Origin of the sequence: Sphaerisporangium corydalis (assembly GCF_025506355.1) — a bacterium.
GTDB lineage: Bacteria > Actinomycetota > Actinomycetes > Streptosporangiales > Streptosporangiaceae > Sphaerisporangium > Sphaerisporangium corydalis.
Genome location: NZ_JANZYP010000033.1, coordinates 69,869 through 90,535, shown reverse-complemented (window position 1 = coordinate 90,535; position 20,667 = coordinate 69,869). Strand labels below are relative to the sequence as shown.

The following is a 20,667-nucleotide window of genomic DNA, read 5'->3' as shown; positions in this document are numbered from 1 at the left end:
CCATTGGTCATGGTTACAGCTCTTGTGTAACCCCATGGTGTAGTTACACTGACGCCATGGAGACATCGATCGGCATCTCCTCCCCCACATCGCCCCGCGTCTCGGCGCGGGAGCTCGCGGCGATGGACTTCCGGTTCAGGTCCGGGCGGCGGAGTCTCGACCTCGCCGCGACGCTGGGGGGCAGGCACCGCCGGCCCATCGAACGCCTGGGCGGCCCCGGCGACCTCGCCCGCTGGTTCGGAGAGGCCGGCCTGCTCGCCGGCCCGCCCCCGGTGGACGACGACCGGCTGATCCTCGCCAGGGAACTGCGGGAAGCGATCTACCGGTGCGCGCGGAGCGTCATCGGGGGCGCGGCACCGGCCCCCGGCGACGTCGCGGTGCTGAACGCGCACGCGGCCGTCCCCCCGCTCGTCCCGGTACTCGACGCCGCGACACGGGCGATCACCTGGACGGCGCCCGACCTGGTGGCCGCCGCGCTGTCGGAGGTCGCCCGTGACGCCGTCGACCTGCTCGGCGGGCCACAGGCCGAGCGGATACGCGAGTGCGCCGGCGACGGCTGCTCGTTGCTGTTCGTCGACGTCTCCGGCGCGGGCAGGCGCCGCTGGTGCGCGATGGGCGGCTGCGGAAACCTGGAAAAGGTCCGCCGTCACCGACGGCGAAGCGGGCCGGAACGAATCGCCGGCGAACGGCCAGGCGAGTCCATCGAACGGCCCGAGGGAGAAGCATTCCGGTGAAACGTGGCATCGACCGATTAACCCTGCTGGGACTGCTCGGCGGCACCCTCGGCGTCTCGACGTCGTTCGGCATGCTCCTGCTGCTCCCGCTGTTCCTCAAGGAGCGCCTGCACGGGGACGAAGCGGACTTCGGCCTGATCTCGGCGGCGGGCACGGTCACCGCGGCCATCGCGATCGGGATCCTCATCCGATACCCGCGCCGGTTCCCCCCGCACTACCTGCTCGGTTTCGCCTCGGCCGCCTACGCCCTGGCCGCCCTCGGCGTCTCCTTCGCGAACTCGATGTCCTGGCCGCTCATCGTCCTCGGCATGGTGCTGGGCACCACGTGGGCGGTGGCGTACACGACGGCGCCCATGGTGGTCAGCGACCTGTCCGACGACGTCAGCCGGAGCAAGTACATCGGCTACGCGACGGGAATGGTCCAGGTGGGGTTCGGGCTCGGCCCGGTCGTCGGCGACCTCCTGCTGCGCATGGGCATGGACTTCGCCGGGATCTTCCGCGTCGCGGCGCTGATCTCCATCGTGTCCGCGTTCATGGTGCTCCCGCTGCACCTCCGCTCGCCGGAGCTGCGCCCCGCCCGCGTCCGCGTGGCCGAGCCGCCGCTCATCCCGGCGCTCCTGGCGATCGCACGCTCGCGGGCCGTGGGCCCGCTGGTGATCGTGCTGCTGTGCGCGTGCCTGTTCACCACCATGAACAGCTTCCAGACGACCTACGCCGCAGAGGAACGCCTGTCGTTCAACGTCTTCTACATCGCCTACACGCTCTCGGTGATCATCACCCGCTTCGTGCTCGTCCGGGCCTTCCGTGACCCGAGCTCACCGCTGGTACTGGCCGGCGCGAGCGCCGGGCTGGTGGCCGCGGTGCTGCTGTTCCTGGTGGTCGGCGGCAACCCGCTGCTGTACGGCGTGGCCTCGGTCGCCCTCGGCGTCACCTACGGGCTGACCCTGCCGGCCGTGCAGGCGGGCGCGGTGAACGCGAGCGCCGAAGAGTACCGGCCACGGATGCTCCCCTTGGTGGGGCTGATGTTCGAGGTCGCCATCCTGGCGTTCCCGCTGGCCGCCGGCGCGATCATCTCGTCGTCGGGCTACACGGTCCTCTTCCTGGTCCTGCTCGGGTTCGCGGTCGCCATCGCGGCCCTCGGAGGGCGAGAGGCCCTGGTCGCGCGTGCCCCGGCGCCGGCGGCCGACGCCGGCTCCGCGCTGCCGCAGACCACTTCCTAGACCGTTCAACCCCACAACCCAATACAGAAGAAGGTACGCCATGCCGCGCATAGCGGTCGTCGGAGCCACCGGAGCGGTCGGGCGTGAGCTTCTCACCTTGATCAGCCGCTCCGAAGCGGCCTCGACCACGATCGTCCCGATCGCGTCCGCCCGGTCCGCCGGGACCGACCTTGGGGCACAACTCGGGCTCGGGTCGGGCATCGAACCGGTACGGACCCTGGACGACGTCGACTTCGGCGACGTCAGCGTCACGTTCTTCGCGGCCGGTGTGGAGGTCAGCAGGCAGGCCGCGGAGAAGGTCGCCAAGGCCGGCTCCCTGGTGATCGACAACAGCTCGGCGTTCCGGCTCCGCGACGACGTGCCCCTCGTCGTCCCGCAGGTGAACCCCGCGTCGCTCGCCCACCGCCCTCCGGTGAACCTGATCGCCAACCCCAACTGCTCGACCATCCAGCTCGTCCGGGCGCTCGCGCCGCTGCACGAGCTCGCCGGCCTGCGCCGCGTCATCCTCACCACTTACCAGGCGGCGTCAGGCGGCGGCATCCAGGGGCTGGCCGAGCTGGCACGGGACAGCCGCCGGCTCCTCGACGGGGCGGACACCCTCGCGTCCGGCCGGTTCGGCCCACCGCTCGCCTTCGACCTGGTGCCGCAGATCGGCGGCCTGAACGAGCACGGATCGGCGCACGAAGAGGAGAAGCTCGGCCGGGAGCCCGGGAAGATCATGGGACTCACCGACCTGCCGGTGAGCGTGACGGCGGTACGGGCGCCGATCTTCCACTGCCACGCCGAAGCCGTCTGGGTGGAACTGGGACGCCAGGTGCCCATCGCCGAGGCCGAGGAGGCGCTCGCCGGCACCCCGGGCATCCGCTTCTACAAGTCCGGCGACGACCCGCCCTACCCCACCCCCCGCCTGGTGGAGAACTCGGGCGCCGAGGGCCGGGCCCTGGTGCACGTGGGCCGGGTCCGGGCCGACACCGCCGATCCACGCGCCCTGTGGCTGTGGATCGTCGCGGACAACCTCTGGGTCGGCGCCGCGCTCAACGCCTTCGACATCATGCGGACCGCGCAGGGGTACGGCTGGCTGGACCGATGAGCGGCCCGTCGCCAGATCGGCCGCTGGTCTTCAAGTTCGGCGGAGCGTGTTTCATCACCATGGGCGACTATCAGCGGGTCGCCCGCTACATCGCCGACCGGCTGCCCGAGGCCGGCCGGATCGTCGTCGTCGTGAGCGCGATGTCCGGGACCACCGGCAACCTGCAGAACGCCCAGCGGGACCTGAGCGCCCGGCCGTCGGCCACGCTCACCGCCGCGCTCCTGATCACGGCGGACACGGTCAGCTCGGTCCTGCTGGCGACCGCGCTGTGTGAGATCGGCGTCAACGCCCGCCAGATCGAGGCGCGCCAGGAGGGTCTGACCGCGTCGGGGTCCCCCCAGGGCGCGCGGCTGACCGGCATCGACCCGGCGCCGCTGTGGGCGGCGCTCGCCACCTGCACGGTGATCACCATGCCCGGCGGTCAGGCGATCGACGAGAACAACGCCGTCGTCACGCTGGGCCGCAACAGCTCCGACCTGTCGGCCGTGGCCGCCGCGGTCTCTCTGAACGCGGAAGCCTGCGAGATATTCTCCGACGTGCCCGGCGTCTTCACCGCTGATCCCTATTTGCTGCCCGAGGCGCGGATGATCAGCGACCTGGGCTACGCCACCGTCAAGCAGATGAGCCTCGCGGGCGCCAAGATGCTCCATCCACGGGCCGTCGACATGGCCGAGCGGCACGCGGTGCCCATCATCTGCCGTACCTGCCCGCCGGACGCGACCTCGCGGACCGTCATCTCCGGGACCGCGAGCCCGACGGCGATCATCGCCGACACCCGCAGCGCCGTGTGGGCCTTCCCCGACCACCGTCTGCTGGCCAAGGCGGTGGCACGGATGGCCGAGGCCCAGCTTGAGGACCCTGGGATGTACGGTCTCGTCCTCGACTTCGAGGGCGTGAAGCATCTGGTGATCCCCGGCGGTGACCCGCATGGCGCGGCTCACCGCATCTGCGCGGCCGCGTCACCGCGGACCGATCTGCGTCTCCTCACCACCGTCCGCGATGCCGGCGACCCCGAATCCCTGCTCGTGCTGGAGGGGGACCTCCTGGTGGAGGCCCGCCGCCGGCACCTCATGCACTATCCCTCGTTCGTGCAGCCTCCGGGAGGCAAGGCCCGCTCACCGTTGAGCGGCCTGCTGACCCGTTCGGTCGCGCCAGAACCCGTGAGCTGACCCCTTCCTCCACGCGGGGTCCGGCCGGTGGCCGGGCCCGCCGGAATGCTGCCCGAATACCGGCCGAACGGCCCCGCTCTTATCCGGATCGCCGTTCAAATAATCCACGAAATGACAAATCACGAAAACTGATAGGGCCATCTCCAACCAGACGGTTCACCACAATTGACTCTCATCAACGTGGCGCACAGACTCGGTATCAAGCGAGGTGCACAAAGCCTCCAGATCGAAATCCTCCAGATTGGAGTGTTTCCCAGTGACCGCGACAATCAAGATTGATCCGGCTCGGCTCCGCCAGTTCGGAAAGGCGGAGGACAGCGTCTTCTGCCTGGTGACGAACCCTGAATTGCAGGACGACATCAGGATCATCAGGAACGGCGGTTACCGGGACTACATCGTCATCCCCTTCCGGACGGGGGAGCGCTTCGAGGACCTGCTCGCCGACCGGGTCCCCGAGCCCGCCCACATTCTGGCCATCTCGCCGCTCTCGTTCTTCGAGTCGCCGCCTCCTGAACTGCTCGGCCGGCGCAAGATAATGGGCATGGCCTGTAACTCCACACCGACGTCACTGGACGCCATCCAGCATTTCGTGGAGGTAATGGAGCAGACCGCCCCGGACGAGCAGGAACGCTTTTCCGACCGTTTCTTCGAACTGCTGGAGAGCACCGACCAGCTCGTCTACGTGGACGAGAAGCACGGCACCAGGGCCACCCTCCAGCACCTCGACCCCGAGCTGGTGTGGAACCAGCAGGCCGGCCCGCTCGACTGGGGTGACCAGCAGATCGTCCCGGCCGGAGAGATCAGCGTCCTGCCGATAGAGATCACCGACTTCCGCGAGGACCTGCACCTGCCGCTCGACGGGACGATCGCCTTCCGCGGCTTCCCCATCCTGCACAGCGGGACCCCGTCGTTCTCCCGCGCCGACCAGGCCCGCGTCCATTTCCAGCTCGCCACTCTCAATCTGCACGCGGTGGTCGCGAAGGTCGAGAACGGCATCATCACCGACATACAGCCGCACACCCCGGGTGCCCGTTCCGCGGTCGACATGTTGAACTCGATGTTCGATGTCGACTCGCGTTACCGCATCGTCTGGGAAATGGGCCACGCGATGAACACGAGCCTGGACATCCTGCCTGGAAACCACGCCATGAACGAGACGTACGGCGGAACAGAGGGATGTCTGCACTGGGGACTCGGCCTGACGCCGTTCACCCAATACCATCTCGACATCGTCTCGCCAGACACCACCGTGTACACCAATTCCGGAGAGGTCGTGCTCGGAGTCCCCGGCGGATACGAATCAGACCGTATCGCGCTTCGCAGGGTCTCCTGAAGCCCCCTCCGCACAAGCCGCCCGACCACGCGTGGGTACCTGCTATTCAACGGAGGGAGGTGGCTCTAATGGTGAAGACCGCCAGCAAGATCAAGATTCGCAAGAACAGCAACTACCTGGGCACGCTGCTTGGCTGAGCGACCCGCGTAACGCGAGGTTGCTGAAACATTAGTGCCTCGTCGAACTGAATTACCGGCAGGTGGGCCGGTCTCGGCCCACCTGCCTCCCATGGCTCACGCCTCCGCGCCGACCGAAGGTCCCCCGCACCCGCGACACGTAGCGAACAGGACAGAACAGATGAAGCGCCAGATCATGGTGAAGCCGGCCGCCTTCCGGCAGTTCGGCGCGCCCGCTGACACATTCTGTCTCGTGACCGACGCCGACCTCGCGGACGACTTCCTCCTCGACGAGAGCGGCGGATCGCACGGAACCTACGGCGCGCGGTCGTACCGCGACAGCCGCATCGTGCCGGTCGAGGCCGGACGCCCCCTCGACAGCGTCCTGACCGACGACATCCCCGCGAGCGCGGACGTCGTCGTCATCCGCAGGCGCGCGTTCCTGTCCTCGCCCGAGGCCGAGCTCATCGGAGCGGGGCGGCGGATCGTCGTCATGCCGTGCGCGTCGACCCCGGTCACCGTGGAGAACATCCGGTACTTCCTGGGCGTCGTCGAGCGCACCGATCCCAGCGCGCAGGCCAAGCGCGCCGACCAGTTCTTCGAAGCCGTGGAGGAGTCGGGCGGCCTGCGTTTCGCGGACGACGCCCGCTCCACCGCGTGCCAATTCGACCCGACCGGCGGCGACTACGTGTGGAACCAGCAGGCCGGCTACCTCGGCCCCGGTGAGCAGCAGATCGCCCCCGCCGGCGAGCTCAGCGTCCTCCCGATCGAGATCACCGACTTCGACCCCGACCGCGGCCTCGCGCTGGACGGGACGCTCACCCTGCGCGGACCGGCGATCGTGCACGCCGGGTACGACGAGGCGCTCGTCGAGCCGCAGGCCCGCCTGTACGAACGCCTGGCGCCACTGGAGCGGCATCCCGTCCTGCTCGACGTGCGCGACGGCGTGATCACCGGTGTGCGCGGCGCCGACACCGCCGCGCCGACGGCCGGGCTGGTCGCGGCCTTCGAGGAGCTGCTCACCGAGGACCCCCGCTACCGCACGATCTGGGAGCTGGGCTTCGGCATCAACACCGACATGCGGACCGTACCCGGCAACTGCGGCCTGAACGAGCCCTTCGGCGCGACCGGCGGCGCGGTGCACATCGGCGTCGGCCTGACGCCGTTCACCCGCTTCGCCCTGACGTTCCTGTGCCCCGACACCGTGGTCACCGACAGCTCGGACACCATCGTGCTGGGCAGCGGCCCCCTGCTCGGTCACGGCGCCAGGAAGATCAAGCGGACCTACGCGGGCAGCTGCGGCTGCCACTGACGCGGGCCTTCCATCACGCGACCTGAGCGAACCCAACAGGAAAGGCACGGACCAACCATGAAGACCACGATGCCGGAGCTCCGCCGCCGGGTTGACGACTACCTGGACGAGTGCATCCGGGACTTCTACAAGAACGTCCCCTACGCCCGCCACCAGCTCGAAGGCACCGAGATCAACCTCGACTACTACAAGCGGCACAACATCGAGACGATCCTGCGGCTCCGCCGCAAGCGCACCATCGACGCGCTCGCGCTCCAGTACTTCACCAAGGTCGACCCGATCAACGCCAAGGCGTGGGCGCACTACACCGACGACGAGATGCTGCACGACACCCTGTTCGCGGCGGACCTGGCCAAGGTCGGCGTGCAGAAGGACGAGATCTACTCCACCGAGCCGATGCTGTCCACCAAGCTGCTCACGGGCTACCTGCAGTACGGCATCGAGTACGAAGGGACGCCGATCGCCCTCATCGCGAGCGTGTACTTCGTGGAGTACGTCACCACGCGCACCCAGCCGGACTGGCTGGACAACCTGGAGAAGACCCTCGGCAAGGACAAGGTCAAGGGCCAGCGCGCGCACGTCGGCGTCGACCTCGAGGACGAGCACGACGACTTCGTGTGGGCGGTACTGGAGAGCCTGGTCAAGGCGCCGGCCGACGAGATGAAGGTCATGCTCCACCTGCAGGACATCTACCGCCTCTGGCAGCTGTACTTCCTGGAGCTGTACCAGCTCACCGTGGACGCCGGCGAGCCGATGATGTTCCCCCAGCCGGTCGCGATCTGAGCCACGCGGGCACGCCGAGATCCCGGTATCCGACCGAACGGGCCACGAGGACAGCAACCAGATCACCGAAGAAGTGAGAGCGATGGACGCAGACCATTCCGGCGATGTCGAGATCAGGAGCCTGGTACCCCGCCGCGAGCTGACGCAGGGCGTGGAGGAGTGGCTGATCGACGGGCTCACGGCCGCGCTGCCGGACCTGGAGATGGCCCGGCTGTTCTCCGTCCGGCGCGACATGTTCCGGGAGGCCGACCTGGTCACCGTGGCGACGCGGACGAGCGACGGCTCGGCGGTGGGCGCGCTGTCGTCACGCTGGTCGGTCCTGCCGTCCGGCGAGCCGTTCCTGCACGTGCTGACCCAGTTCATCGGCCAGCGCCAGCAGCGGACCTCCACGTTCCCGAGAAGCTGGGGCAGTCACTTCGCGGCCCTGCAGGGTTCCGAACGGGGCTTCCCGCGCCTCATCGTGCTCAAGACCTACAACCCCACGGTGTACTGCGCGATGAGCGCCTTCACCCGCGTCCCCGGTGTGACGATCTATCCCCAGGTCCCGGCCCCGGGAGGGCAGGACGCCTCGCAGCGGCGCCTCGCCATGCAGGTCGCACGGGTCGTCGCCGGGGGTCACCCCTTCGACCCCGACAGCGGGATCATCCGGGGCATCGGCGTGCCGCCCGACCTGTACCCGGCGCTGCCGTCGTCGTCGAACAAGGCGGTGAACGACTACTTCGCGAAGGTCACCTCGCCGGGGGACCGCATGCTCTGCCTGTTGACCGTCCCCACGGCCGCGGCCGCGAACGCCATCCTGTCCACCTTCGGCGTGCTCCCCGCGGCGCGGAAGGTCGCGGTGCGCGGGTGCTGAACGGGGAGCGGACGATGCGGGGTTCACCGGCGGAGACCGAGGTACGCGAGGAGGCGGCCCCCTTCGCCTTCCCGCACGAGACGGTCGTCACCTGGCAGGCGCCGCCGCTGCGCCTGGGTGCGGATTCGACCCGCGACATCGGGCACGAGTTGCGGCAGCTCGGCGTCCGGTCGGTGCTGCTGGTGACCGACGCCAACCTGGCGAGGCTCGGGCTGCCCGATCGCGTGCGCGGCCTGATCGAGCGCGAGGACATCGAGGTGTCGGTGTTCGACCAGGCCGAGATCGAACCCACCGACCAGGGGTGCGAGGAGGCCGCGAGGAAGCTGGCCGGCCGGGAGGTCGGCGGGTACGTGGCCGTGGGCGGCGGAAGCTCGATCGACACCGCCAAGATGCTCAACCTGCTGGGCAGCTTCCCCGGGACGGACCTGCGGCGCTACCTCAACAAGCCGATCGGTGACGGCCTGGCGATCCCGGGGCCGCTGAAGCCGCTGGTGGCCGTGCCGACGACCGCCGGAAGCGGGAGCGAGTGCACGGCGATGGTGGCGCTCGGCGTAGCGGGCATGCGGCTGAAAACCGGGATCAGCGATCTCCGGCTCCGGCCCTCCGCCGCGATCGTCGACCCGCTCAACACCCTCACCATGCCGCCGGCCGTCACCGCCGCCTCCGGCTACGACGTGCTCACCCACGCCTGCGAGTCCTACACCGCGCGCGCCTACGACCACCGCCGCCCGTACGCCTCCCCGGGCACGCGCCCGATCTACGTCGGCGCCAACCCCATCAGCGACATGTGGGCGGAGCAGGCCCTCCTCCTGATCGGCCGTTACCTGCGCCGGGCGGTCTTCAACCCGCTCGACCTGGAGGCACGCACCGGCATGAGCCAGGCGGCCACGTTCGCCGGCATGGGGTTCGGCAACGCCGGGACGCACATTCCGCACGCCTCCGGGTACCCCATCGCGGGCATGGTGACCGGCTACCGCCCCCGTGACTACACGGTGGACCACGCCTTCGTCCCGCACGGGGAGTCGGTGATCGCCACCGCGCCCGCCGCCTTCGAGTTCACCTACGCGGCCTCCCCCCGTCGCCACCTGCGTGCCGCGGAGCTGCTCGGGGCCAGCGTCTCGGGGGTGACGGCGCGGAACGGCGCCGACCTGCTGCCGCAGACCCTGCTCGACCTGATCACCGACACCGGCGGCCCCCGAGGGATCGCCGGCTTCGGCTACGCGCACAAGGACATCGCCGATCTGGTCGCCGGCGCGATGAAGCAGCAGCGGCTGCTCGCGTGCTGCCCGCGTGACGTCGGCCCCGAACAGCTCACCCGCATTTTCGAGGCCTCCCTGACCGGGTGAGACCGCCCGGCCGAGATTGGACTGACACGATGACCATGACGACGAACAGGACGGAGCGGCTGCCCGTACGGCAGGCGATCATCGGTGGTGAGCACATCGAGGCGAGCGACAGCTTCGACGACCTCGACCCCTCCACGGGTCTCCTGTGCGCGCGCGTCGCCCGCTGCGGGACCGAGGAGATCGACCTCGCCGTCACCTCGGCGCGGTCCGCCTTCGAGAGCGACTGGCGCAGGACCTCACCCGCCGACCGGGCCAACGCCTGCCGCCGCATGGCCGCCGTGCTGCGCGCGCACCGAGGCGAGCTGGCCGAGCTGGAGACGCTGGACACCGGCAAGCCGATCCGGCAGGCCTACGTCGACGCGGACGTCGCGGCACGCTACTTCGAGTTCTACGCCGGGTGCGCCGAGGCGCTCTTCGGCGACACCCTGCTGTCCACGCCCGACCTGTTCGCCTACACGCTGCCCGAGCCGCACGGCGTCTGCGGCCACATCGTGCCGTGGAACTACCCGCTGCAGGTGTCGGCCCGCACGATCGCCCCGGCCCTGGCCGCGGGGAACTGCTGCGTGCTGAAGCCCGCGGAGGAGGCGCCGCTGACGGCGCTCCGGCTCGGCGACCTGGCCCTGGAGGCCGGATTCCCGCCCGGCGTGCTCAACGTCGTCCCGGGCTACGGCGCCGAGGCGGGCGCGGCCCTGTCGGCCCACGACGGCCTGGACCACCTGGCCTTCACCGGGTCCCGCGCCGTCGGCGAGATGGTGATGACCAGCGCGGCGAAGAACATCGTGCCGGTGACCCTCGAACTGGGCGGCAAGTCACCGCACATCCTGTTCCCCGACTTCGAGCCCGAGCGGGCCATCCAGCTCATCGTGGCCTCGATCGTGGAGCACGCCGGCCAGAACTGCTCGGCCGGCTCCCGGGTCCTGGTCCACGAGGACATCCACGACATGGTCGTGGCCGCCCTGGTGGAGGTGTTCAAGATGCTGCGCATCGGCGCCGGGCGGACCGATCCGGACGTCGGCCCGGTCATCAGCGCCAAGCAGCGGTCCCGCGTCCTCGACTACATCGAGCGCGGCCGTCGCGACAGCAGGCTCGTCACGGGCGGCGGCCTGCCCGACGACCCGGAACTGGGCGACGGGTTCTTCGTGCAGCCGACGATCTTCGACGACGTGCCGCCCGGCTCGGACATCTCGCACGAGGAGATCTTCGGCCCCGTGCTGTGCGTCACCGGCTTCTCCGACGCCGACGAGGCCATCGCGCTCGCCAACGGGACACCGTACGGGCTGAGCGCGGGGGTGTGGACGCAGAACGTGGGCCTCGCGCAACGGCTGATCCGCGAACTGCGCGTCGGACAGGTGTTCGTCAACAACTACAGCGCGGCCGGCGCCGTCGAACTACCATTCGGCGGTTACAAGAAGTCCGGCTTCGGACGGGAGAAGGGGTTCCAGGCCCTCCGTGAGTACACCCGGTGCAAGGCCGTCGCGATTCGTGTCGGATCCGAATAGCGACCGCCCGAAAGCCCTCCCGAAAGGGCGGGGGCCTCGGTGATCCCGGGGCCCCCGTCATATATCCACCGTGCCGCCGGCCGGTCGCTTCGAAAGCGGCCGAAAAGGAGAGGACCATGAGGACTTCCAGCGGTCCGCGGATGGCGACGTCCGCGATCCTGTTGGCCACCGGACTGGTCGCCTGTGGCGGGCAGACCTCCGGTTCCATCGTCGACAAGGCGGCGAGTGAGAAAAAGCTGGTCATCGGCATCAAATACGACCAGCCCGGCCTCGGCGTGAAAAAGCCCGACGGCACCGTCGAAGGGCTGGACGTCGACATCGCCAAATATGTCGCCAAGGAACTCGGGGTGGCGGAGAAGGACATCACCTGGGTCGAGACGCGTTCGGCGAACCGCGAGCCCTTCATCCAGCAGGGCCAGGTCGACCTGGTCTTCGCGAGCTACTCGATCACCGTCGACCGCAAGAAGAAGGTCACCTTCGGCGGGCCCTACTACGTCGCCCATCAGGACATCCTGGTCCGGGCCGGCGACACCTCCATCACCGGCGTCGAGGACCTCGCGGGCAAGACGCTCTGCTCGGTGAGCGGCTCGGTGTCGGCCAAGAGGATCACCGACGAGCAGCACGTCAAGGCCAAGGTGCAGGAGGTCGGCGGGTGGGCCGAGTGCGTCACCCGCCTGCTCGGCGGCCAGGTGGACGCGGTGTCCAGCGACGACACCGTCCTCGCCGGCTTCGCGGCACAGCAGCCGGGGACGATGAGGATCGTCGGGAAGAACTTCTCCGACGAGAGGTACGGCGTCGGCATGCGGCTCGACGACAAGAAGGGCTGCGAGGCCGTCGACCGGGCCATCCAGAAGATGTTCGCCACGGGCGCCGCCCAGGAGATGATGCGGCTCCGGTTCGGTGCGGCGAACTTCAAGTTCGACGCGAAGCAGCCGCGACCGGAAGGCTGCGGCTGACGGCAGGGGCCGCGCGCCCGGCGCCCGCCGTGCCCCGGCGGCCGGGCCCGTCCCCCCGGATGGGAACGGACACGCTCATCGACCACTTCGGCGTCATCCTCGTCTCGTTCTGGGGAACCGTGCGGCTCGCCGTGACGGCCGGTCTGTGGTCGGCGGCGCTCGGCCTGGTGGTGGCCCTGATGAGGGTGTCCCCCGTCCCGGCCCTGCGGGCGGCGGGCACGCTGTACGTCACCGTGCTGCGCAACACCCCGCTGACCCTGGTGCTGCTGTTCTGCGGGCTGGGGCTGGGCGCGACGCTGGACGTGCACTTCTCCCGGGACGACCTGTCGATGGACAACTTCTGGCTGGCGATCGTCGGGCTGTCCTGCTACACCTCGGCGTTCGTGTGCGAAGCGCTGCGCGCGGGCGTCAACACCGTGCCCCGGGGGGAGATCGAGGCGGCACGGTCGATCGGGCTCACGTTCACCCAGACGGCGCGACTGGTCGTGCTGCCGCAGGCGTTGCGCGCCGTCATCGCCCCGCTGGGCAGCATCGTCATCGCGCTCACCAAGAACACGACGGTCGTCTACGTGGTGGGCTACCTGGAGGCGTCCCGCCAGATGAAGCTGCTCTTCGACGAGGACGGGGCGAGCGTCCAGGTCTTCGCCGGCTTCGCGCTCGGCTTCATGGTGCTGACGATTCCGGCCGGGCTGGTGTTCGGCCGGCTCGCCAGGCGGCTCGCGGTGTCGCGGTGAGGGCCGGCGTGAACGTGCTGTACGAGACGCCGGGCCCTCGGGCACGGCTGCGGAACAACGTCGTCACGCTGCTGGTGGTGACGGCGGTGCTCGGCGCGGGATACGCGATCGGTACCCGGCTGCAGGCCAAGGGGCAGTGGGACTCCGCGCTCTGGAAGCCGTTCCTGGACGTCCAGGTGTGGACGGGCCTGCTACTGCCCGGCCTGCTCGGGACGCTCACCGCGACGGTGGTGAGCGCCGTGCTCGCCCTGACGTTCGGCGTCGCGCTCGGCGTGGGCAGGATGTCGGCGCGCCGGTGGATCAGGGTGCCGGTGGGCGCGGTGGTGGAGTTCTGCCGGGCGATCCCGCTGCTCATCATGATCTTCCTGGTCCAGGCCGGGTCGTTCGCCCTGCTCGGGCGCTCGTTCTCCGCGTTCACCTCGGTCGTCATCGGCCTGACGCTGTACAACGGGTCGGTCCTGGCCGAGATCTTCCGTGCCGGTGTGCGGTCGGTCCCCCGGGGCCAGTCCGAGGCGGCCTACGCCATCGGGCTGCGGACCTCCCAGGTCATGCGGCACGTCCTGCTGCCGCAGGCGGTCACCGCGATGATGCCGGCGATCGTCGGCCAGCTCGTGGTCCTGCTGAAGGACACCGCGCTCGGCTGGATCGTCGCCTACGAGGATCTGCTCAATGCCGGAATACGCCTGATTCCGGCGACCTTTTCCAATTTGATTCCAGCGGCCATGGTGATCGCGGTGATCTACATCGCGCTGAACATCGGCCTCGGCGCGCTCGCCGTCCGGCTGGACCGGCGCAATCCGGCCCCTGACCCGCGAATTCCCGGCCGGGCGAAAGCCCTGTCCCCGGCGCGCATCGATTCGAGGGGGTATGCGATCGGCCCGGTCACCTGAAATGGCCGGCCGGTAGGCCGGTGTTATCTGCGTCCGAGATCAGGCTTTCTGCGATCCACGGTATCGGGTCGCTCTCCATTGCGATTTGCTGGGCCATGAAGTCGTCGATCAGTGAGGACCCGGATGGACCGATTCGCCATCATCGTCGATGCCTATCACATTCCCTTCGGAGACTCCCGGGGATTCGCCAGCGCATTCCGGGCACGGGGTGTCGAACCGGTCGCCGTGATGAGCACTCCTGAACCGATGGAAGCGTTCCTTCCCCGTTGGTTTCCCGATGACTTCGCGGCCGTCCACTACCATGACGGTGATCTGGACGCCCTCGCCGCGACGGTGAAGGGCTACGACCCGGTCTGCATCGTCCCGGGCCTTGAGCCGGGCGTGGAACTGGCCGCGGACCTGGTCGACCGGCTGCTCCCCGGCACGGGGAACCTGCCGGGCTCGGCCCCCGCCCACCGTGACAAGGGCCTGATGGTCGAGGCGCTGGAGGCGCACGGCGTCCCGCACCTCCGCACGATCTGCTCCGGCGACGCCAGGGTCATCGCCGCCTGGCTGCGCCGCCACGGCCTGGAGAACTGCCCCCTGGTCATCAAGCCGCCCAAGAGCAGCGGCGCCGAGGACGTCAAGCTCATCGAGGCGGGGCAGGACTGGCGGCCGTTCTTCGACCGGCTGATCGGCTCCCGCAACCACTACGGCCTGGTCAACGACCGCGTCATCATCCAGGAGTTCGCTCGGGGCCCCGAATACATCGTCGACCTGTACTCGGTGGACGGGCGGCACGGGCTGGTCGACGTCTGCCGCTACGAGAAGTACACCAAGGACGGCGAGATCGGCATCTACGACGTCGCCGACTTCCTGCCGCCCGGCCACCCCGACGTGCCGCCGCTCGCCGAGTACACGATGCAGGCCGCGCACGCCCTCGGGATCCGCAACGGGTGCACCCACGCCGAGGTGATCCTCTCACCGGACGGCCCCCGGCTGGTCGAGCTGGCGACCAGGCCATCGGGCAGTTGCATGATGCTCTCCGGCTCGCTCGCGACCGGCGACAACCAGGTCGAGCGCACGGTACGGCACCACCTGGACGGCGAGTTCACCCCCGGCTACGCGCTGCTCCAGCAGGTGCGGACCGTGTGGCTGGGCGCCGCGCACGAGGGGATCCTCCGCAACGTGGAGAGCTTCGACGTGGTGCGGGACCTGCCGACCTTCCGCGGCATGCTCATCCCCGAGAACGGCAAGTTCGTCCCCTGCACGACCGGGATGAGCACCAGCCTGGGATGGGTCATCCAGGCGGCCCCGAGCTGGGCCGCCATCGAGACGGACTACCGGCTCATCAAGGAGCTGGAAGGGCGGCTCGTCTTCGAACAGGCGGCCGTGATGACGGGAGACCCCTCTTGACCACGCTCATCGTCGGGTTCGGCGTCAAGATGCTGAACAGTCTCCAGGAACAGATGCCGGACGAACCCGTCCTGGTCGTCGAGCACCCCGCCGTCATCGAGGGGCGCGGGCTGCGCGAGCGCCTCGCGGAGTTCCCGGTCGTCACCGAGCTGATCGCCGCCGACTTCGTCCACGACGAGGACCTGGGCGAGCTGATCGCCCGCCTCCCGCGATCCGTCGACCGGATACTGCCCGCCACCGACGAGACCTCCACCGTCGCCTCGGCACGCCTGGCCGCCGGGCTCGGGCTGCCGGGCGCGGGCGTGGAGGCGGCGCAAATACTCGGGGACAAGCTCAGGCTGCGCGAGGTCGCCGAGGCGGCCGGGCTGCCCAATCCCCGCTGGCGCGTGGTGGCCGGCCTCGCCGAACTGGAGGCGGCCGCGGGCGAGCTGGCGGTGGCGGGCGGGCCGGACCACCACGGCCTGGTACTCAAGCCGACGGGACGCTCCGGCAGCCTCGGAGTGGTGCTGCTCGATCCGGGCGACGACCTGGCGGAGGCGTGGGCGCAGACGACGGCCGCCGCCGGCCAGAGCCGGCTCGACCCGCCACCGCCGACCAGGTTCCTGGTCGAGGAGCGGGTCCACGGGGACGAGGTCAGCGTCGAGTGCCTGGTGGACGCGGGCGAGGTGGTGTTCTCCAACGTCACGGCCAAACGGGTGCTGCCCGGCCGCCATCCCGTCGAGACCGGCCACGTCGTGCCGGCCCCCGCCGGCCGGGTCCTGCCGAAGGAACTGCTCGGCCTGATGGAGACGCTGGTCGGCGCGACCGGGTTCCGGTCCGGCATCCTGCACTGCGAATGGCTGCTGACCACCACCGGGCCGGTGCTGGTCGAGTGCGCGGGACGCCTCCCCGGCGACCGGATCACCGACCTCATCGCGCTCGCGTACGGCGTGCCCTTCATCGCCCGCTACGCCGCGCTGATGACCGCGGGAGCCGAAGGGAGCGCCATGCCCGAGACGGCAGGGCAGGCGAGCGCGATCACCTTCCTCACCTCGCCGTCCGGCACGGTCGAGCGGGTCGGCGGGGTGGCGGCGGCGACGGCCGCACCGGGTGTGTGCGCGGTCGACGTCAGGGCCGCCGCCGGAGACCAGGTGTCGGAGCCGCTCGCGTCCAAGGACCGCGTCGGTCACGTCCTGGTGGTCGGCGAGGACGCCGGGCAGGCCCTGGACCGCGCGGCGCACGCGGTGTCCCTGATAGAGATCGCCCTGCGATGAGGATGCCGAAGTTCCGCAACAGCCTGTGGGCTGTCCCGAACGCCCGCCGCCTCATGGTCGTGTCGATCATCGACTCGGCGGGGAACGGCGCCTTCACCTCGGCGTCCGTCGTGCTGTTCACCACCGTCCTGCTCCTGACGCCGGCCCAGATCGGGCAGGGCCTGGCGCTGGGCGCGGTCATCGGGCTGTCGTGCTCGGTGCTGTGGGGCGGGCTCGCCGACCGGATCGGCGTCCGCAAGGTGCTGATCAGCCTGCAGCTGTGGCGGGCCGCCGGGTTCGTCGCGTACGCGTTCGTGCAGAACTTCGCCGGGTTCGTCGCCGTCGTGGTGTTCCTGAGCCTCGCCGAACGGGCCAGCCAGCCGATCCTGCTGTCCTTCGTCACCAGCGCGGTGGACGACGCCGACCGGGTCAAGACCGCCGGCGCGCTGCGCAGCATCCGCAACGCGGGCTTCACCCTCGGCGCGCTGATCGCCGCGATCATCCTGCTGCTCCCGGGCCGCGTCTCGATGCTCGTCGTGGTCCTGGGCAACGCCGCCACGTTCGCGATCGCCGCGTACCTGCTGCGCCGGATCGTGCTCCGTCCCGAAACGGTGCCGGTCAGGAAGACGCGCGGGCCGAGCAGGGACCTGGTGCGCCGCCGGCCCGCCTTCCTGGTGGTCACCGCGCTCGCCGGGCTGCTCAGCATCCACCGGCAGATCCTGGCGGTCGGCGTGCCCCTGTGGATCGTCACCCACCACCTGGCGCCGCAGTCGCTGATCGGCGTGCTCATCGCGGTCAACGCGGTGCTGGTCGTGGTCCTCCAGGTGCGAATGACCCGGGGCACCGAGGACGCGAACGGCGCCTCGCGAGCCCTGCGAAGATCGGGCTGGCTGCTCCTGGCCTGCACGGGACTGCTGGCCGCCACGCACGAGAACATGGCGGCCGCCCCGTGGAGCCTGGGGGCCCTGCTGGTCCTGGCCACCTTGGCGCTCACCTTCGCCGAGATGTGGCAGGCGTCCGGTTCGTGGGGGCTGTCCCTGCTGCTGTCGCCCGCCGCCTCGCGCGCCAGGTTCCTCGCGGTGTTCAACCTCGGCTTCTCCGCCATGGACGTGTGCGGCGCGTTCGTCCTGGCCGCGCTGGTGCTGCCCGCCGGGCCCGCCGGCTGGCTGGCGCTCGGCGTCCTGCTCGCGCTGGCCGGGCTGGCCACCCCGCCGGTGGCGCGCTGGGCCGAGCGGGAGCGCATCGACCACGAGCCCGTGACCGTCCCGGAGGAGGACCATGTCCACTGAGAGCTTCCCGCATCTGGTGCTGGTCGGCGCGCGCCCCGAGATCGTGGGCAAGCTGGTCGGGGCACCGATCGCGCTGACCCTGGTCGACCGGCCAGGGGCCGACGACCCGTTCGTCCGCACGGCCGCGCTGCGGACCTTCACCGCCGGCATCACCGACACCGAGTCGCTGCTGGCCTGCGTCAGGGCGATCCACCGCTGGCGGCCGGTCGACGCGATGCTCGGCCTCACCGAGTTCGCCCTGTACCCGACCAGTCTCGCGGGCGAGGCGCTGGGCATCCGGGTGAACCCCGCCGAGGCCGTGCGGCTCACCAGGGACAAGGCCGCCATGCGGCACCGGCTGGCGGAACGCGGCCTCTCCACGACCGCGTACCGGCTCTGCGCCGGGATCGACGACCTGCGCGCCTTCGTGAGCACCTGCCGGGGGAAGGTCCTGGTGAAGCCGGCCGACGGCAACGGCGGCCGGGGCATCTCGCTCATCGACGGCGAGACCACCCTGGAGGCGGCGTGGGCGCACACCGCCCGGGAGTGCGCGGCCGGCCAGGTGCTCGCCGAGGAGTTCATCGAGGGTCACGAGATCAGCGTCGAGACGATGAGTGCCGCCGGTGAGCACCGCGTGCTGGCCGTCACCGAGAAGCACACCACCGGGCCACCGCACTTCGTGGAGACCTCCCACGAACTGCCCGCGACGCTGGGCGACCTGGAACGCAAGAACGCGACCGCGGCCGTGTTCTGGGCCCTGGACGCCGTCGGGCACGCGTGGGGGCCCGGCCACACCGAGGTGATCACCTACGGCGACGGCGCCACGGTGGTGGAGATAAACACCCGGTACGGCGGTGCGCGGATCTGGGAGATGGTCGAGTTCGTCTCGGGCGTCGACCTCGCCACCGCCTCGGCGCGGGCCCTGCTTCACGGGCTGCTCCCCGCCGTCCCCGAGGTCCCGCTCGCCGCGGCCGGGGTGCGCTTCCTGACGCCGCCCGCCGGGAGGATCATCGCCGTCACGGGGCTCCAGGACGCGCTGGGTGTCAGGGGCGTCGTGCGGATCGGCGAGATGAGCAGGCTCGGCGAGGTGCTGGCGCCGCTCACCGACTACCGTGGCCGCGCCGGCTACGTCCTCGCGGGCGGCCGGGATCCGGAGTCGGCCGCCGCCGCCGCGAGCCGCGCGGCCTCCCTGATCAGGTTCCAGACCGTGGCCTCGGCCGGAGAAGAGACGTCCATGAGCGACGACCTGCGAGCGGCGCTCGCGGAGGTCCTGCCCTCGGTCCGGCGTGACCTCGAGGAACTCATCCGGATCCCCTCCGTCAGCGCCGACCCCGCCCATTCGGAGGACGTGCGCCGCTCGGCCGAGCTGACCGCCCGGCTGTTCGACGACGCCGGCGCGCCGGACACCGAGATCCTCGACGACGTCGAGGGAGGACGGCCCGCGGTGGTGGCCCGCTTCCCCGCGCCTCCCGGCATGCCGACCGTCCTGCTGTACGCCCACCACGACGTCCAGCCGACCGGCGACCCCGGCAAGTGGACGAGCCCCCCGTTCACCCCGCTGGAGCGCGACGGACGCCTGTACGGCCGGGGGTCGGCCGACGACAAGGCGGGGATCGCGGCGCACCTCGCGGTGCTGCGCCTGTTCGGCGGCCGTCCCCCGGTCGGGGTCACCGTCTTCGTCGAGGGTGAGGAGGAGATCGGGTCGCCGACGCTCGGCGCGTTCCTCCGTCGCCACCGCGACAAGCTCAGGGCCGACGTCGCCGTCCTCGCGGACTCCGCCAACCTGGACGTCGGCGTCCCGTCCCTGACGACGACGTTGCGCGGGCTGGTCGACTGCGTGGTGGAGGTGCGGGCGCTGGAACGCGGCGTGCACTCCGGCGTCTTCGGGGGCGCCGCCCCCGACGCGCTGACCGCCCTGTGCAGGCTGCTGGCCACCCTCCACGACGACCAGGGGGAGGTGGCCGTCGAGGGGCTCGTCGTGGGGAAGGCCTCCGAGGCCGGGTACTCGGAGGAGCGGTTCCGCGCCGAGGCCGGAATGCTCGACGGGGTGCGGCTGCTGGGAAGCGGCACGATCGCCGAGCGGATCTGGGCCAAGCCGACCGCGACCGTGCTGGCCATCGACGCCACGCCTGTGGCCGACGCCTCGAACACCCTCGCGCCGTCGGCCCGCGCGAAGGTCAGCGTCCGGCTGGCCCCCGGCCAGAACGTGGACGCCGCGTGGGAGAGCCTCGCGCGCCACCTTCGCGACCACGCGCCCTGGGGGGTCCAGGTCGAGCTCACCCGTGGCTCGCTCGGCCGGCCGTACGCCATCGACACGCGGGGGGCCGGGTTCGACGCGGCGCGCGTGGCCTTCGGGGCGGCCTACGGCAAGGACCTGGTGGAGGTCGGGATCGGGGGCACGATCCCGTTCATCGCCGAGTTCGCCGACGCGTTCCCCGACGCCGCCATCCTGGTCACCAGCGCGGGATCCGACCCGGACGCCCGTGTGCACGGGGCCGACGAGAGCCTGCACCTCGGCGACTTCGCGAACGCGTGCCTGGCCGAAACGCTGCTGCTCGTCGAGCTGGCCCGCGCCAACGACAGGAGCCGCCCTCCTCGTCCCATCTGACCGTATTTGTGGGAACTGATTTGTCCCGGTAAAGGGGGGTGAGTAGGGGGTTACTCATGTGCTCGCGGCCGCAGGCGCGGACCCTCGCTCTGGGAACGTTCCCAGGAATCAGGAGGCCGCGATGCGGTT

At 70.4% G+C, this 20,667-nt stretch carries 17 protein-coding genes; all 17 read left to right on the top strand.

Features of this window, described 5'->3' with window-relative positions; translation table 11 throughout:
* The first annotated feature begins 56 nt into the window (after positions 1-56).
* Positions 57-734 carry a CGNR zinc finger domain-containing protein gene (locus tag NYZ98_RS22540; RefSeq protein WP_262844847.1) on the top strand — a complete coding sequence of 226 codons (678 nt, stop codon included), beginning with the start codon at positions 57-59 and terminating at the stop codon, positions 732-734.
* The gene (locus tag NYZ98_RS22535; RefSeq protein ID WP_262844846.1) at positions 731-1,954 is read left to right on the top strand and encodes an MFS transporter; all 1,224 of its coding nucleotides are present in this window, start codon (positions 731-733) and stop codon (positions 1,952-1,954) included. The genes NYZ98_RS22540 and NYZ98_RS22535 overlap by 4 nt, the downstream gene beginning before the upstream one ends.
* 40 nt (positions 1,955-1,994) lie before the next feature.
* Positions 1,995-3,044, top strand: a complete 1,050-nt coding sequence (locus NYZ98_RS22530) for an aspartate-semialdehyde dehydrogenase (protein WP_262844845.1) — start codon at positions 1,995-1,997, stop codon at positions 3,042-3,044.
* Entirely contained in the window at positions 3,041-4,213 is a 1,173-nt protein-coding gene (locus NYZ98_RS22525) for an amino acid kinase family protein (protein ID WP_262844844.1), read from the top strand. The genes NYZ98_RS22530 and NYZ98_RS22525 overlap by 4 nt, the downstream gene beginning before the upstream one ends.
* A gap of 256 nt (positions 4,214-4,469) precedes the next feature.
* On the top strand, positions 4,470-5,546 hold the full coding sequence (locus NYZ98_RS22520; protein ID WP_262844843.1) for an AsmA family protein: 1,077 nt from the start codon (positions 4,470-4,472) through the stop codon (positions 5,544-5,546).
* A gap of 297 nt (positions 5,547-5,843) precedes the next feature.
* Positions 5,844-6,974, top strand: a complete 1,131-nt coding sequence (locus tag NYZ98_RS22515) for a hypothetical protein (RefSeq protein WP_262844842.1) — start codon at positions 5,844-5,846, stop codon at positions 6,972-6,974.
* Positions 6,975-7,031: 57 nt separating this feature from the next.
* Complete coding sequence (locus tag NYZ98_RS22510) at positions 7,032-7,757, top strand: hypothetical protein (RefSeq protein WP_262844841.1); 726 nt, start codon at positions 7,032-7,034, stop codon at positions 7,755-7,757.
* Positions 7,758-7,839: 82 nt separating this feature from the next.
* On the top strand, positions 7,840-8,610 hold the full coding sequence (locus tag NYZ98_RS22505; protein WP_262844840.1) for a hypothetical protein: 771 nt from the start codon (positions 7,840-7,842) through the stop codon (positions 8,608-8,610).
* A gap of 14 nt (positions 8,611-8,624) precedes the next feature.
* Positions 8,625-9,956, top strand: coding sequence for a hydroxyacid-oxoacid transhydrogenase (locus tag NYZ98_RS22500; protein ID WP_262844839.1), 1,332 nt, complete (start codon positions 8,625-8,627; stop codon positions 9,954-9,956).
* A 29-nt stretch (positions 9,957-9,985) separates the two neighbouring features.
* Positions 9,986-11,455: an aldehyde dehydrogenase family protein gene (locus NYZ98_RS22495; protein ID WP_262844838.1), complete on the top strand. Its 1,470-nt coding sequence runs from the start codon at positions 9,986-9,988 to the stop codon at positions 11,453-11,455.
* A gap of 116 nt (positions 11,456-11,571) precedes the next feature.
* Complete coding sequence (locus NYZ98_RS22490; RefSeq protein WP_262844837.1) at positions 11,572-12,411, top strand: glutamate ABC transporter substrate-binding protein; 840 nt, start codon at positions 11,572-11,574, stop codon at positions 12,409-12,411.
* Between the two features lie 59 nt (positions 12,412-12,470).
* Positions 12,471-13,145: an amino acid ABC transporter permease gene (locus NYZ98_RS22485; RefSeq protein ID WP_262844836.1), complete on the top strand. Its 675-nt coding sequence runs from the start codon at positions 12,471-12,473 to the stop codon at positions 13,143-13,145.
* Positions 13,142-14,035 carry an amino acid ABC transporter permease gene (locus NYZ98_RS22480; RefSeq protein ID WP_262844835.1) on the top strand — a complete coding sequence of 298 codons (894 nt, stop codon included), beginning with the start codon at positions 13,142-13,144 and terminating at the stop codon, positions 14,033-14,035. Before NYZ98_RS22485 ends, NYZ98_RS22480 begins: the two co-directional genes overlap by 4 nt.
* Before the next feature lie 123 nt (positions 14,036-14,158).
* Positions 14,159-15,430, top strand: coding sequence for an ATP-grasp domain-containing protein (locus NYZ98_RS22475; protein WP_262844834.1), 1,272 nt, complete (start codon positions 14,159-14,161; stop codon positions 15,428-15,430).
* Positions 15,427-16,683, top strand: a complete 1,257-nt coding sequence (locus tag NYZ98_RS22470; RefSeq protein ID WP_262844833.1) for an ATP-grasp domain-containing protein — start codon at positions 15,427-15,429, stop codon at positions 16,681-16,683. The genes NYZ98_RS22475 and NYZ98_RS22470 overlap by 4 nt, the downstream gene beginning before the upstream one ends.
* Positions 16,680-17,951: an MFS transporter gene (locus tag NYZ98_RS22465; RefSeq protein ID WP_262844832.1), complete on the top strand. Its 1,272-nt coding sequence runs from the start codon at positions 16,680-16,682 to the stop codon at positions 17,949-17,951. Before NYZ98_RS22470 ends, NYZ98_RS22465 begins: the two co-directional genes overlap by 4 nt.
* Positions 17,941-20,538: a M20/M25/M40 family metallo-hydrolase gene (locus NYZ98_RS22460; RefSeq protein ID WP_262844831.1), complete on the top strand. Its 2,598-nt coding sequence runs from the start codon at positions 17,941-17,943 to the stop codon at positions 20,536-20,538. The genes NYZ98_RS22465 and NYZ98_RS22460 overlap by 11 nt, the downstream gene beginning before the upstream one ends.
* The last annotated feature ends 129 nt before the right edge of the window (positions 20,539-20,667 follow it).